Origin of the sequence: Paenibacillus dendritiformis, assembly GCF_945605565.1 — a bacterium.
Lineage (GTDB): Bacteria > Bacillota > Bacilli > Paenibacillales > Paenibacillaceae > Paenibacillus_B > Paenibacillus_B dendritiformis_A.
This window is the reverse complement of the sequence record NZ_OX216966.1, coordinates 5,956,675-5,970,624: the sequence shown is the minus strand read 5'-3', so window position 1 is coordinate 5,970,624 and position 13,950 is coordinate 5,956,675. Positions and strand designations below refer to the sequence as shown.

Annotated in this window: 13 protein-coding genes; 12 read left to right on the top strand and 1 reads right to left on the bottom strand. The window is 50.9% G+C overall.

Annotated elements, in window-relative coordinates:
* Window positions 1–178 precede the first annotated feature (178 nt).
* From NNL35_RS26815 to NNL35_RS26800, 4 genes are all read left to right on the top strand, one after another.
* On the top strand, window positions 179–943 hold the full coding sequence (locus NNL35_RS26815) for a TrmB family transcriptional regulator (protein ID WP_006679939.1): 765 nt from the start codon (window positions 179–181) through the stop codon (window positions 941–943).
* A 200-nt stretch (window positions 944–1,143) separates the two neighbouring features.
* On the top strand, window positions 1,144–2,736 hold the full coding sequence (locus NNL35_RS26810) for an ATP-binding protein (RefSeq protein ID WP_254553902.1): 1,593 nt from the start codon (window positions 1,144–1,146) through the stop codon (window positions 2,734–2,736).
* Window positions 2,733–3,455 carry a response regulator gene (locus NNL35_RS26805; protein ID WP_006679937.1) on the top strand — a complete coding sequence of 241 codons (723 nt, stop codon included), beginning with the start codon at window positions 2,733–2,735 and terminating at the stop codon, window positions 3,453–3,455. The genes NNL35_RS26810 and NNL35_RS26805 overlap by 4 nt, the downstream gene beginning before the upstream one ends.
* Before the next feature lie 176 nt (window positions 3,456–3,631).
* Complete coding sequence (locus NNL35_RS26800; RefSeq protein WP_040734488.1) at window positions 3,632–4,966, top strand: CitMHS family transporter; 1,335 nt, start codon at window positions 3,632–3,634, stop codon at window positions 4,964–4,966.
* 83 nt (window positions 4,967–5,049) lie between these two features.
* On the opposite strand, the gene NNL35_RS26795 is transcribed toward NNL35_RS26800, so the two are convergent.
* Entirely contained in the window at window positions 5,050–6,321 is a 1,272-nt protein-coding gene (locus NNL35_RS26795) for an esterase/lipase family protein (protein WP_006679935.1), read from the bottom strand.
* A 374-nt stretch (window positions 6,322–6,695) separates the two neighbouring features.
* Here NNL35_RS26795 and NNL35_RS26790 point away from each other — a divergent pair, with 374 nt between their 5' ends.
* The 8 genes from NNL35_RS26790 to hpaI all read left to right on the top strand — a co-directional run bounded on the left by NNL35_RS26790 (window position 6,696) and on the right by hpaI (window position 13,923).
* A complete protein-coding gene (locus tag NNL35_RS26790) occupies window positions 6,696–7,364 on the top strand; it encodes a GntR family transcriptional regulator (protein WP_006679934.1) in 669 nt (222 codons plus the stop codon).
* A gap of 225 nt (window positions 7,365–7,589) precedes the next feature.
* Window positions 7,590–8,060: a flavin reductase family protein gene (locus tag NNL35_RS26785; RefSeq protein ID WP_006679933.1), complete on the top strand. Its 471-nt coding sequence runs from the start codon at window positions 7,590–7,592 to the stop codon at window positions 8,058–8,060.
* Between the two features lie 211 nt (window positions 8,061–8,271).
* Window positions 8,272–9,471 carry an ABC transporter substrate-binding protein gene (locus tag NNL35_RS26780; protein WP_006679932.1) on the top strand — a complete coding sequence of 400 codons (1,200 nt, stop codon included), beginning with the start codon at window positions 8,272–8,274 and terminating at the stop codon, window positions 9,469–9,471.
* A 34-nt stretch (window positions 9,472–9,505) separates the two neighbouring features.
* Window positions 9,506–10,387: a branched-chain amino acid ABC transporter permease gene (locus NNL35_RS26775; RefSeq protein WP_006679931.1), complete on the top strand. Its 882-nt coding sequence runs from the start codon at window positions 9,506–9,508 to the stop codon at window positions 10,385–10,387.
* Between the two features lie 9 nt (window positions 10,388–10,396).
* Complete coding sequence (locus tag NNL35_RS26770) at window positions 10,397–11,479, top strand: branched-chain amino acid ABC transporter permease (RefSeq protein ID WP_006679930.1); 1,083 nt, start codon at window positions 10,397–10,399, stop codon at window positions 11,477–11,479.
* Window positions 11,445–12,227, top strand: coding sequence for an ABC transporter ATP-binding protein (locus NNL35_RS26765; RefSeq protein WP_006679929.1), 783 nt, complete (start codon window positions 11,445–11,447; stop codon window positions 12,225–12,227). The genes NNL35_RS26770 and NNL35_RS26765 overlap by 35 nt, the downstream gene beginning before the upstream one ends.
* Window positions 12,227–12,997: an ABC transporter ATP-binding protein gene (locus tag NNL35_RS26760; RefSeq protein ID WP_006679928.1), complete on the top strand. Its 771-nt coding sequence runs from the start codon at window positions 12,227–12,229 to the stop codon at window positions 12,995–12,997. Before NNL35_RS26765 ends, NNL35_RS26760 begins: the two co-directional genes overlap by 1 nt.
* Window positions 12,994–13,923 (top strand): 2,4-dihydroxyhept-2-ene-1,7-dioic acid aldolase, encoded by a 930-nt coding sequence (gene hpaI, locus NNL35_RS26755; RefSeq protein WP_006679927.1) that lies wholly within the window; start codon window positions 12,994–12,996, stop codon window positions 13,921–13,923. The genes NNL35_RS26760 and hpaI overlap by 4 nt, the downstream gene beginning before the upstream one ends.
* Window positions 13,924–13,950 lie beyond the last annotated feature (27 nt).

Here is a 13,950-nt window from a genome sequence, read left to right as displayed (position 1 = left end):
ATCCTGTGATGGCTTTAGTATACGCCATGGAACTTGACAACCCTGTGTCAGGTTAGACAGGAAGAGAAAATTGTTTTTGGAGTGATCCTGCTTTTTGAAGGGGAAAAGAAACATGGTAAAATAAATGACAGGTAGCGGCACGGCGGCAGGATGAGAACGAAGGGAAGAAGGAGGAGTCATGCTTCAGAAGTTTGGATTTTCCCAATATGAAAGTAAAGTATACGAGGCGCTCGTCTCCAGCGGCGAACCGATGGACGCGACGACGGTCGTGAAATATTCGGGCGTCCCTAAAGCGAAAATCTATGAGGTGCTGGCCCGGCTCATCGACAAGGGCGTCGCGTCCGACACGATCTCCGGCAAGAAGAAGCTGTATGCGGCGCTGCCGCTCCAGGTCGTCATCGACAAGCTGGCCCAGGAATTCGAGAACAGCATTGCTCAGCTCAGACGAAGCAGCGAACGCAGAGCGTACGTCGACGATCAGGTGTGGACCATCAAATCGGACACGAGCATTCAAGCTTACGGCAAGCATCTGATCGAGGGAGCGGAGCAATCGATTCTGATCTCGATGTGGAAGGACGACTTCGCGGCCTATGTGCCGCTCTTGGAACGGAAGGAGCAGGAGGGAGTCCGCGTCGAGGCGATGGTGACCGGCTATCATGTGCCGCAGGCCCGGCTGTCGAAGCTGCATACCCTTACGCCGACGGACGAGCATCAGCGGCTGGAGCGGTTCGCGATCATCGTCGTCGATGGCGAGCGGCTGATGTTCGGGGGACTCGACCACGGGAACTGGCAGGCGATGCAGACGGGCGCGCAGCCGTTCGTCACCTTCTTCACGGAATTTTTCTATCATGATGTCGCGCTGGCGGCCATCTCGCAAAAATATTATGACGAGCTGATGCAGGACGAGGAGATGAAGGCCCTGCTGATGCAGCTTCGTTATTAGCATCGACAACACTCTTGCTTGGCTCTGCCGCTGCAGGAGTGTTTTTAAGTTGAGTTCTTACGGGCATTCTCCCTTCTGCTCATAAAAACGGATCATGATATAATGGAATTATTTGACGATAGGATAGCTGAAAACTAATGATTTCAATTTTTAGGAGTAATAGAATGGCCCGGTTATTGACTCTTAAATGTAATTTACGGATGAAGATGATTCTGCTCATCAGTCTCTTGATTATTGGAATCTGTGCGATTTTCGGGGTGTTTCTGGAACGTTTTATATGGAATATGGCCGAGGATCAGACCGGAAAAAGAGCGTTGAATCTGGCGCAAAGCGTCGCCAATATACCGGAAATCCAAAAAGCTTTCCGCTTGGATAATCCCTCCGTGGTGATTCAACCGATCGTGCAGCCGATACAGCGGGAGACGGGCGCGGAGTTCATTGTTGTCGGGGATACGCAGGAAATCCGGCAATCCCATCCCAACTTGAGCATTATCGGAGCGAAAATGGTCGGAAGCGATAATGCCAGGGCCTTGCTTCATGGCGAGTCGTACGTATCGAAGAAGGAAGGAACGCTCGGGTTGTCGATTCGGGGGAAGGTGCCCATTTTCGATGAAGGCAAGATCGTGGGGGTCGTGTCGGTCGGTTTTCTCAATAATGATGTGCACCGCATCGTGGCGGACCAGAGCAAAGGCCTCTGGCTGACCTTGAGTCTCATTATTCTGTTCGGCATCGCAGGGGCTGTCTTCATTGCTTCTTATATCAAAAGATTATTGCATAATATGGAGCCCGAGGAAATTTCTCATCTGTATCTTCAGAAGGAAGCGATTCTGCAGTCCACGCATGAAGGCATTATCGCGGTGGATAATGATGGAGCCATTACGGCGATGAATAAAGCGGCCAAGGAGATTCTGTTCATGGACATGGCGCAGCAACAAAGAAATTATGCAGGCGCATCCATTCAAGAGATTGTTCCTTCCTTGAACAGGGGCGCGTATGGCAAGCAGAGAAGCCGCCTGGTGAACCGGGAAATGGTGCTGGGCGAAGATGTCGTGCTCGTCAACCAGACGCCCATTGTCAGTGAAAATGCAGTTACGGGGAGCGTCTATACGTTCCGCACAAAAACGGAGCTGGAAACGGTGACGGAGGAGCTGTCCCGCATTAAGCAATATGCGAATGCGCAGCGGGCGCAGACGCATGAGTACTCCAATAAGCTGCATATCATCCTTGGGCTGATGCAGAACCAGCGGCATAAGGAAGCGATTGATTTTATTAAAAAAGAAAGCAATATGCAGCAGGCCAGGTTAACGTTTTTATCGGAAAAGGTAGCGGACCCTCTGCTTCAGGCCTTATTTCAAGGGAAGTTCAATCAAGCCAATGAGCTGGGCATCTCCATGGTCATTCATCCGGACAGCCGGCTGGAAGGCTCATTTGCAGAGGAGAAGCAGGATGCGCTGTTAACCGCGCTGGGCAATGTTATTGAGAATGCATTGGAGGCGGTCAAGCAGAAGGAAGACGGCCAGCGCAAGGTGGCCATCTTTTTTACGGATATCGGGGAGGATTGCATTTTTGAAATTGAAGATTCCGGTCCAGGGGTTGCCGAGGCGGATATCCCCCGCATTTTTGAGCAAGGGTTTTCGACGAAGCAGGGCAGCCATCGGGGAACGGGCCTGGCGCTGTCGAAGCTGATGCTGAATGGCGTTGGCGGCGAGATTTTGTTAGAAGCAGGGGAAGGGGAGCTCGGAGGAGCTTGCTTTATGATTATGATGCCTAAGGATGAAAGGGGATCGCGGTGAAGGACTTGTTTTCGGTGCTGATTATCGAGGATGACTTTCGAGTAGCGGATATTCATCGGCAATATGTTGAAAAAACAACCGGCTTTGCCGTTCCATACATCGCCAAGAGCCGCAAAGAAGCGCTGGCTTATATGGAAAGCGGCAAAGCGGTTCCGGATCTTATCCTGTTGGATGTATATATCCCGGATGTGGAAGGGATGAAGCTGCTGTGGGAGCTTCGTCAGTCCAGTCATGACACCGATATCATTATCGTCTCGGCGGAGAAGGAAGCCAGGTCGGTTCAGGAAGCGCTTCGCGCCGGCGTGTTCGATTATATCGTCAAGCCCGTAGACGAGGAGCGCTTCAGCCTTGCCTTGACAAAATATAAGGAATACCGGAGCATGCTGCGCTCCACCAAAGAAATGGAGCAGAGCGATATCGACGCTGTCTTCGGCCTGCATCGCCCTTCGGGCTCTTCCGCCAGGACGGATGCGGCGCTCCCGAAGGGGATTGACTCGATCACGCTGGACAAGATTCACCGCGTCTTCACGCACAAGGAGATCGGCGGAATTACGGCCGTTGAATTAAGCTCCGAGCTCGGCATCAGCCGTTCGACGGCGCGGCGTTATTTAGAATATTTAGTGTCCTTGAAGATGGTCAAGACGAAGCTCATCTATGGCACGGTGGGAAGGCCGGAACGAAGATATATCCTCTGTGAAACTTATGAACAAAATCGGTAAAATGAGCGATATTGATTTTATGCTCACAATATTTATCCCCTGTCTCAACTGTGATAAATTTCATACTAATCTATAAAGGATTATGCTTTACACCGAATTGTAAACGCATTCATACGGTGTGGAATGAGGTTAGGTGTGAAACGCTGGCAAGCACATCACGGAAAGGGGATATCCTATTGAGCCTTAGTTTGATTGGTCTGATTACGATTTTATTTATTGTCGCCTTGCTTATCAGCGGCAAAGTGACCCCGATTGTTGCCATGGTTATACCGCCGATCCTTGGCGCATTCATCGCGGGGTATAGTTTTACGGAAATCGGCGGCTTTTTTGGCAACGGCGTCAGCTCGGTTATCAATGTCGCGATTATGTTTATTTTTGCGATTATCTTTTTTGGCATTATGCAGGACGTTGGGCTCTTTGATCCATTAATTAATAAAATGGTCGCTTTTTCGCGTGGAAGCGTCATTACGGTAAGTGTCGGAACCGTTTTGGTGGCAGCGATTGCCCATTTGGACGGATCGGGAGCTTCGACCTTTTTAATTACGATTCCTGCGCTTTTACCCGTTTACAAGCGCTTACAAATGAATCCGTATTTGCTGCTCCTGTTAGTCGGAGGAAGCGCAAGTATTATGAATATGATTCCCTGGGCCGGTCCTCTGGGCCGAACGGCTACCGTCCTGGAAGCGGATGTTACGGAATTATGGCAGCCGCTCATTCCGATTCAGATCATCGGCATGGTGCTCATGATTGGATTGGCCGTACTTCTCGGCATCAGGGAGAAGCGGAGAATCATTCGGAAGTACGGCTCGTTGGAGGTTGCAGCCACGCTTGAAGCGCCGGCCGCAGCCGCGCCGGATGCCTCCGCTTCCGTCCAGACCGGGCCGGCGAATGGCCTCGCTCGTCCTCAATTGCTGTGGGTCAATGCTTGCCTGGCTATCGCGGTCGTTGGCGTGCTCGTGGCCGGAATTATCCCGGCGGGCCTGGCCTTCATGATTGGGGTAAGCATCGCCTTGCCGCTTAACTTCTTCAAGGTGAATGATCAGATGGAACGGCTGCGCGCTCATGCGCCCAATGCGCTCACGATGGCATCGATCATTCTTGCGGCCGGCTTATTTTTGGGCATACTTAACGGAACCGGCATGCTCACGGCTATCGCGAATGATGCCGTGACGATACTTCCAGGCAGCATTGCGCCTTACCTGCATATTATCGTCGGCTTGCTGGGCGTGCCGTTCGATTTGATCTTGAGCACGGATGCGTATTACTTCGCCCTGCTGCCTGTCGTCGATCAGATTGCTTCCGGCTTCGGCGTCGCTTCGCTGTCCACGGCGTACGCGATGGTGATCGGCAATATCGTCGGCACGTTCGTGAGCCCGCTGTCCCCGGCCTTGTGGCTGGCGCTCGGGTTGGCGGGCCTGGAGATGGGCCGCCATATCCGTTATTCGCTGTTCTGGATATGGGGAATTAGTATTGTTCTCGTCATTACGGCTATATTTATGGGAGTTATTTAGAGATGAATAGCAGGACTTAATTGTTACTTGTTCATGGACCTTGATTGGCTTGGCGCCAGTCGAGGTTTTTGTTTTGGGCTCCCTCAATCCCCAACAGGCAAACCCGCAACCATTTTCGCTACGTTGCGAAAAAAATCATCCGTTCGCTTTATCCCCAGTCCCACCACGTCGAGATGATCCCAGGAGTCCATCAGGCCGAGATAGTTCCATTTTCCGGGCTGCGGCTTTCCGCGGTAAGCCACGATGTGATCGGTTGATCCGTTTTTCGGCCCGTTCATCGAAATCGTGTTGACCAGACCATCATTCGGCCACCATGTCCGATCGATGGTGACATGCCCCGGGGCATGATAGGTAAAGGAGCCGACAAAAAAGCTGGACGGCAATAAAAACGGATTCATGAACGCTTTCGGCACATGCCAGCCCAGTAGCGGCACCCGATAGGAGTTGTTGGCCGCGATCGAGAAGTAATAGACGCGGGGCTGCGCCTGCACCCGCTCGTTCAATTCTTTGGCCCCGTCAGGGCTTAAATCCCACTGCGAGCTGTCCTTCGATAGCGTCCAGAATTCGCTGTTTAGCACGCGCTTGGAATAACGGAGCCATGATTCATCGGGCAATCGCTTCAGCCCCCATTGATCCAATTTGAAATCATATAAGGGCTGTTCAAAATTACCGACGGCTGCGGCAACCAGGCCTATCAACTGGTGGGTATAGGGAGCGACTCCTTCGACGAAATGCGTGAAGCTGGTGCCGTCATGCGGCGTGGCGATGGACACGAGACTTCTTACATGCGCCAGCGGCCGATCGCTAAATAATGGCGATAGCTCAGATGCAGCGGTAACATCGCGTTCGGCGGCGTCTCCGTTCTCCAGCAGATGGACCAGTATTCGTGCGGTTTGTCCCCCCATGCTATGGCCGATCAGATGAATCTTCTTCGGCTGCCCCGTCTCCGGATCGATCTCTCCCCAATCCGGATACAGACCTTCATAGGTCCTTCCATATCGCGAATGACCGTACTTTTCCGAGTGGGCTTTGCCGTAATCGACGGTGCCTCCCTTAATCTGCGCATATAACTCGCAGGCTCGATCCCAATTGCTCGATACCGTTCCTACCGTGGCCGTGAAGACGGAATATCCGTCTTTACGCAGCTTCTCTTGAATATCGCCGAATCCGCCCCAGTATTTAAAACCAAACATCTCGTCTCTTCCCCAGCCGCCAAATCCATGGACGAGCACGATGGGGTAATCATTGTTGGCATGTGTGGCCTGCGCGCGGGCAGACGGCAAGCCAACATGACAAAGAATAGAGTAGAAAAGAAGAAAGAAGAGCGCCACATAAAGTGACCGTTTGCGGTTCATAAACAGCCTCCTTCACATTGTAATCGCTTTCAATGGGGTTGTTGGCAAATTACCGTCTCATCTTCTGCTGCACTGCTGCTGGAATCATGAAGACATCAATGGAACTCCTGATGCGAGAATGCATGGCGGGTCGGTATAACGTGGTGTGGGGGAGAACTATTCTATGTTCTACATACATATTTACCATATAAACCTATTGTTTACAACTATATTTAAATAAAACTTGACTGCTTCCGCTATACTCCCGGCACAGCCGTGTTTTCATTCGAATCTTTAGCTTAACGCAGCCTTCATCCTGGTGCAAGGCGGGCAATTTAGCGCTTATCTTATGTAAAGCACTTGAAATCATATATGATATTATTTATGATTATCATATGAAAACGACAAAACCAAGTGTAAATAAGAAACAGTTAGCTTATGATTACATTCGCTCGCAAATTGTGAACGGCGTGTTCGGATCCGGCTATCGCATCGTGATTGATCAGATTGCCAAAGAGCTTAAACTTAGCATTATTCCCGTCCGGGAAGCGATTCGCCAGCTCGAAGCCGATGGCTTAATCCAATACAAGCCATACAGCGGCGCGATAGTCAGTAAAATCAACGAAGAAGAATATATGGAGACATTGGCCGTGTTGGCAGTCCTTGAAGGATATGCGTCTTCACTTAGTGCCAAGCGAATGAATCCGGATGGCATTCGGCTTCTGGAACAGATTAACCAAAGCATGAGCGATGCATTGTATGAATTTGAGTTTGAACAATTCAGTGAATTGAATCGTAAATTCCATGATGTCCTTATCGACAATTGCGAGAATGAGTATTTGAAGGAACAAATACGTCAATGCTGGGATCGTCTCAGTCGAGTTCGCAAATCCGGCTTTGCCTTTATGCCCAAGCGTGCCAAGGAATCGATAAAAGAGCATGAACAGATGATCGCGATGATCAGGGAACAGAACCTTGATGAACAATTCGTGCGGCAGCACAAGCTCAACACCGTCAAAGCTTTTAAGGAGCGCAAAGATTCGGATATCGTACTGGATACGTAGCCGCAGGACCTTTTGGGGTGCTTAATCAGCACTCCTTTTTTGCTATAGTAGCAAATATTCGGATCGGTGTGGAAGCTTGTGAGATTCAGCATCGCATTCCAAAGTGATATATGATCAAAATACTATATAATATATTAAAATATAAAATAAAATATAGTTTATAAGTTGAAATCATATATGATTTATTGTAAAATGAACTCATTCTAATTTATGGGAGGTTTTGGAATGGACGATAAAGCTTTTCGAAGGGCCATGGGCAAGTTCGCCACGGGCGTTACCGTCATCACGGCATGCTTGCAAGGGGAAGTTCACGGCATGACTGCAAACGCTTTCGTCTCGGTGTCTTTGGATCCCAGGTTGATTTTGGTGTCGATAAGCAAGAACGCCAAAATGCTTGAAACGATGAAAGAATCCGGAACATTTGCCGTTAGTGTCCTGAGTCAGGAACAGAAAGAAATGTCGATATATTTTGCGGGTCAAGCAAAAGAGCGGCGGGAAATCGAATTTACGTGGGTGAACGACATGCCCGTCCTGCCCCATTCTCTCGCGGCGCTTGTCTGCGACGTGTATGATGCGCATGTCGCCGGCGACCACACTTTATTTATCGGGAAGGTTAACCATATAACGACACATGAGCTTGAACCCTTATTATTTTTTGGCGGCAACTATCGAATGCTGCAGGCCTCATCGCTCTAAAATCAATTTGCCGGCCCACCCTGTTACGTCTCCCTCATCTAGAAATACCACCACAACCACAGCTTCGTTCAGCTAGTTACGTATCAACCGCAATCTACCAATAAGCTTATACTATCGGGGGGCTGTAACTTCCAGAGATATGCGCCCGGATGATGAGATGTTGATGTCGAGAAAAGTATCCGCTTGCAATTCGGAATATGGGAGGATTTCTATGAAGAAGAGTTGGTCCATATTCATCAGTTTGCTGCTTGTATTCGTTCTGTCTGGTTGCGGGGGAGGGGATGCCAACCGGACATCTTCTGCAGGCAATTCGCCATCGGATTCCTCGGCAAAGGGTTCAGACACGATTAAAATCGGCGGCTTGTTCTCCGTGTCGGGAGGTGCCTCCACCCTTGGCAAGCCTCAATTGGATACACTCAAAATGTTAGTTGAAGAAGCCAATGCGTCCGGAGGCATCGGCGGCAGGATGATCGAGCTGTATACGTATGATGATAAGTCGGATCAGAACGAAGCCGTCCTTAATATGAAGAAATTACTGGAGCAGGACAACGTGTCGGTTGTGATCGGGGGCACCATATCCGGCAATGCGCTGGCCATCATTCCCCTCGCGGAAAAGGCAAAGGTTCCCCTCATCGCCGTAGCAGCGAGCAAAAACATTAACGTCCCGACGAAACCGTTTGTCTTCAAAACAGCCCAGGGTGACGATCTGGTCGTCCCGCGTGTCATTCAATATGCCAAAGAACATAACCTGACCAAGATTGCCTGGATCAATGTGGACAACTCCTTCGGTTCCAGCGCGCATGAAGAATTCAAGAATATGGCGTCTGAGGCCGGAATTACGATTGTCATCGAGGATGTGTTCGAACCTTCGGTGAACGATGCGAAGCCGATGCTGACACGTGTGAAGAATGCCAATCCGCAAGCCATCATCATCTGGGGCACGGCGCAGGAGTCGGCCATCGTAACGAAGAACGTGCGTGAGCTTGGGATTGACTTGCCTATTATTGAGTCCCATGGCATTGCGAATTCCCAATTCATTGAGCTTGCGGGCGATGCTGCAGAAGGTATCGTGTTTCCGGCAGGCAGCCTGCTCGTATCCAGTCAGCTAGCAGAGGACAATGCACAGAAGAACGTGCTGGAACAGTATAAGAAGCAATTTGAAGACAAATTCGGATATGAGACGAGCACCTTTGGCGGTCATGTCTGGGATGCATTTGAAATGATTAAGCGAGCGGCTGAGACGGCAGGCACGGACCCGGTTGCACTGCGGGATGAATTGGAAAGCGGGACAAAGGACCTTGTAGGTGTGAGCGGAATCTTCACCATGTCGGCCAATAACCATAATGGACTGAAGCCGGATGCGCTGTCGATGATCGAGATCAAAGATAAGAAATGGATATTGACAAAGTAGGGCACGAACATGATTTGGGGGGAGGACATGACGAATGGGGTTCCATGAGCAAATCATTCAATTAATCATTTCGGGATTAACGATTGGCAGTATCTATGCGTTAATCGCGACCGGGTTCGTCATTACGTACAACATTACTGGTGTATTGAATTTTGCTCAAGGGGAGTTTGCCATGCTCGGGGCCATGATCGCCATTTCGCTCGTTGCTGCAGGTTTGTCCTACATGCCGGCCTTTATCATGGCCATTCTGATTGTACTGGTTAGCGGCGCGCTGTTCGAGCGGGCAGCGATTCATCCGGCCAGACATTCCAAAGGCTCGGCCATGATTATTATTACGATCGGCGTTGCGATTGCCGTCCGCGGGATTGCGCTGTTCATCTGGGGGACCGATCCGAAGATGCTGCCTCCTTTTACTCCGGGTGAACCGCTCGACCTGTTCGGGGCCGTCGTTCAATTACAGAGTCTCTGGGCTATCGGGGTAGCCATGCTTAGCTTAATCGCGATGTATATTTTCTTTGAGCGAACATTTATGGGCAAAGCGGTAACCGCCTGTGTGATCAATCGCTTTGCAGCCCGGTTAATGGGAATCAAGCCGGAGAAGATGTCGCTGTTGTCGATAAGCGCAAGCGCCGCGCTCGGAGCGATCGGCGGCATTATTATAGCCCCTATCTCCGGCGCCTCTTACGAGATGGGCCTCATGCTCGGGATGAAGGCGTTCATCGCCGCTGTGATCGGCGGTCTGACGAACGCTCCGGCAGCGATTGTCGGCGCCTTGATCGTCGGTCTGCTTGAATCGTTCACGGAGGGATTGTGGTCCAGCGGTTACAAAGACCTCGTCATTTTTGGGGTGTTGCTGCTCGTGTTATTCATTTTGCCTAACGGCCTGTTTGCCAAAATGTCAGGTAAGCGAGTATAGGAGGCCCTCATGATCAAATCGGGAACAGGTAATGTATATAATCGGAGTTTGACGGGAATTGCCGTAGTTGCCTTGCTGTTGGCAATCATTCCGCTCTTCTCTCCGTCAGCCTATATTCTAAGCACTTTGGTCATCATCGGGCTTTATTCTTTGGTGGGCACGGGTCTCGGCATGCTGATGGGGTATGCAGGTCAAATATCGTTGAGTCACGCCGCGTTTTATGGAGTCGGCGCCTATTCATCTGCTTTCGTTACGGTAAAACTGGGCATGCCGCCGCTGGCAGGCATGGCGGTCGGCATATTGCTGGCCGCGCTCATTGCTTATATCGTCGGCATCCCTACACTCCGATTAACCGGTCATTACCTGGCGCTCGCCACGCTCGGGTTCGGAATGATTATGTTTGCCTTGTTCAAGCAGCTCAAGGGGATCACCGGAGGGCTGGACGGGTTTCTAAATATACCGTCATTATCCCTGTTCGGGCTAAGGATTGATACGGACGTTCAATATTATTACGTCGTATGGTGCTTGGCGCTTCTCGGCATTCTGGCCGCTCGGAACATGATTCATTCCCGTGTCGGCCGCGCACTGCGCTCGATTGAGAGCAGTGAAATTGCATCCGCTTCGATTGGCATTGATACCCAAAAGTACAAATTGCAAGTATTTGTGATGAGTGCCGTTTTTGCCTCGATCGCCGGAAGCGTATATGCCCATTATATTTCGTTTATTAACCCGATGCTCTTTCATTCCAACGCATCTATCCAATTTCTGATCATGTCGGTTCTGGGCGGAGGGACAAGCATATGGGGCGGGTTTGTTGGCGCTCTCGCTTATGTAGCGCTCGGCGAAGCGTTGAAGGATATCATGCCGTTCGTCCTGCCGAATGTCAGCGATGAATTCAACATTATATTTTTCGGGATGCTGCTTGTTGCGATATTAATCTATATGCCTGACGGGTTGGCGCCTGTCAGCGGGAAGATGATGAGGAAGCTGAAGCCGGCAGCGAAGAAGCAAGCCGGACGAGACCATCTGGCGGGTTCTTCGGGAGGTGAGAGTGGACATGGCAGCGCAAGCGCCCCTTCTTCGGATGTCTAATGTAACAAAATGGTTCGGTGGAGTCGCCGCGGTCGAAGCGGTTTCCTTTGATGTGTATCCAGGGCAAATCACGGCGGTCATTGGTCCGAACGGTGCGGGCAAGACGACCATGTTCAATTTGATTACGGCCATTCTCCCGCTGACAAGCGGCCGCATCTTTTTGGAGAATACCGAGATTACCGGGATGAAAGCTCCGCAAATTGCGAGGTTAGGAATAACGAGAACCTTTCAGAACCTGCAAATCTTCGGGAATATGTCCGTTGTGGAAAATGTGATGACAGGCGCGCATACGCAGCTCAAGACGGGGATGATACGATCAGCATTTCGGCCGCCCGCGGTAAGCCGGGAGGAAAGAAGGGCGCATGATGATGCTCTGAAGCTATTGGAGAATGTGGGATTGGTTGAATATGCCTATGAAGAAGCAGACAAGCTCCCTTACGGCAACCAACGTCTTCTTGAAATCGCCCGGGCCGCGGCATCGGCCCCCAAGCTGATATTGCTTGATGAGCCGATGGCTGGCTTAAATCCGCAAGAATCCAAGAAGCTGGTAACCACAATCGAACGAATGCGGGCGGAGGGTATGACATTTCTGTTCGTTGAGCATGACATGGAAACCGTGATGTCGATGGCGGATCATATCGTTGTGCTTGATTTTGGCAAGAAGCTTGCGGAAGGCACGCCGGAAGAAATCTACAATAACCCTGCGGTTATAGCCGCTTATTTGGGAGATGAGGAGATCGCGCTCTGATGCTGGAAGTAACGGGCTTGCATACGTATTACGGCCATTTACATGCTCTTAAAGGGATTTCATTCACAGTAAGGAAGGGAGAACTACTCGCCATCGTTGGATCGAATGGAGCCGGAAAGAGCACGTTGTTGGGGACCTTGGCAGGAATGCTCCAACCAAGGGCAGGGAGGATGATGTTCGAAGGCGCTGATATTACGCGGCTCTCCGTGGAGCAGGTTGTCGCGAAGGGGATTTGTCTCGTGCCTGAACGGCGGCAAATCTTTGACTCCCTCTCGGTAAAGGACAATCTGTTGCTGGGCGCGTACCACCGCAGAAGGAAGGACAAGCGCCGAATCCAGCAAGACTATGATCAGGTGCTTGAGTTGTTCCCGAAGCTGAAGACGATGCTTTCGCGTCCGGGAGGCCTGTTGAGCGGCGGTGAACAGCAGATGCTGGCGATTGGCCGAGGCTTAATGTCCCGCCCCGCTCTAATGTTGCTGGACGAACCCTCGCTTGGACTTGCGCCGCTGATCGTCACAGATATGATGAACATTTTTGTACAGCTCAAGCAAGAAATCGGGACGACGATCATTCTCGTCGAACAGAATGTGAAGGCAGCGCTAGGCGTTGCAGATTATGCGTGCGTCATTGAGCGGGGAGAGATCGCATTGCATGGAGCCGCGGCGGAGATCATGGATCACCCCGATGTTCGAAGCGCGTATTTCGGCAAAAGCAGGGCAGCGGAAGCGGAATCCATCCCAATACAGAACGAAAGGATGTTGGCAAAATGATCAACGCGAAAGAAATGAAGCAACGATTGAGAGGTTCGATCTCGCCGATTGTAACTCCGTTTGACAGCAACAATCAAGTGGATTTGCAGGCGATGAGCGGCTTGATTGAATGGCATCTTGAATCCGGTTCTCATGGAATTTCGGTTACCGGAACGACCGGAGAGCCAAGCTCGCTCACGCTTGCGGAACGCGAGATGATTATGGAGCATGTCATTCGTACGGTCAATCAACGCGTTCCTGTTGTTCCGGGCACGGGATCAACGAATCATGAGGAAGCGCTGCACTTGACGAAGCTTGCCCAAGAAATGGGGGCAGATGCGGCGCTTGTCATCGTGCCGTATTATAATCGTCCGAACCAGCAAGCATTATATCAACATTTCAGAACGATTGCCGATTCCGTGGATATTCCGATCATTCTGTATAATATCCCGGGCCGAACCGGCGTGAATTTGGAGGTAAGCACACTGGCCCGCCTGGTAGAAGATTGCGATAACATTGTCGGAATCAAAGAGTCCAACAAAGATTTCGAACATGTGAACCGGGTTCTTCATCGCTGCGGAAGGGATTTCCTGCTGTATTCAGGGATTGAGTTGTTATGTTACCCGATGCTGGCGATCGGCGGGGCAGGCCACGTTGCCGCTACAGCGAACATAGCGCCGAAGGAAGTCGCCGAGCTGTATAATCGCTGGTCTGCCGGGGATGTTGAAGGCGCGGTGGAGCTTCATTACCATTTGCTGACGCTGAATGACGTTCTATTCAAAGATACGAATCCGGTACCTGTCAAGACGGCATTGGGCATGATGGGGAAAATCAATCCGGCCGTCCGGCTTCCGCTTGGACCGCCATCCGAAGCTCTTCGCCAGGAAATCGAGGAGACGCTCGTTCAGTACGGGATCATAACCAAGCAAATGAATGCGTCTTCATGATGACATATTGGGAGAGGAAGGAGAGAA

Bases quoted from the DNA above. Each gene is read 5' to 3' on its own strand.
- NNL35_RS26815 (WP_006679939.1), top strand. From the start codon at position 179: ATGCTTCAGAAGTTTGGATTTTCCCAATATGAAAGTAAAGTATACGAG.
- NNL35_RS26810 (WP_254553902.1), top strand. From the start codon at position 1,144: ATGAAGATGATTCTGCTCATCAGTCTCTTGATTATTGGAATCTGTGCG.
- NNL35_RS26795 (WP_006679935.1), bottom strand. From the start codon at position 6,321: ATGAACCGCAAACGGTCACTTTATGTGGCGCTCTTCTTTCTTCTTTTC.
- NNL35_RS26790 (WP_006679934.1), top strand. From the start codon at position 6,696: ATGAAAACGACAAAACCAAGTGTAAATAAGAAACAGTTAGCTTATGAT.
- NNL35_RS26785 (WP_006679933.1), top strand. From the start codon at position 7,590: ATGGACGATAAAGCTTTTCGAAGGGCCATGGGCAAGTTCGCCACGGGC.
- NNL35_RS26780 (WP_006679932.1), top strand. From the start codon at position 8,272: ATGAAGAAGAGTTGGTCCATATTCATCAGTTTGCTGCTTGTATTCGTT.
- NNL35_RS26775 (WP_006679931.1), top strand. From the start codon at position 9,506: ATGGGGTTCCATGAGCAAATCATTCAATTAATCATTTCGGGATTAACG.
- NNL35_RS26770 (WP_006679930.1), top strand. From the start codon at position 10,397: ATGATCAAATCGGGAACAGGTAATGTATATAATCGGAGTTTGACGGGA.
- NNL35_RS26765 (WP_006679929.1), top strand. From the start codon at position 11,445: ATGGCAGCGCAAGCGCCCCTTCTTCGGATGTCTAATGTAACAAAATGG.
- NNL35_RS26760 (WP_006679928.1), top strand. From the start codon at position 12,227: ATGCTGGAAGTAACGGGCTTGCATACGTATTACGGCCATTTACATGCT.
- hpaI (WP_006679927.1), top strand. From the start codon at position 12,994: ATGATCAACGCGAAAGAAATGAAGCAACGATTGAGAGGTTCGATCTCG.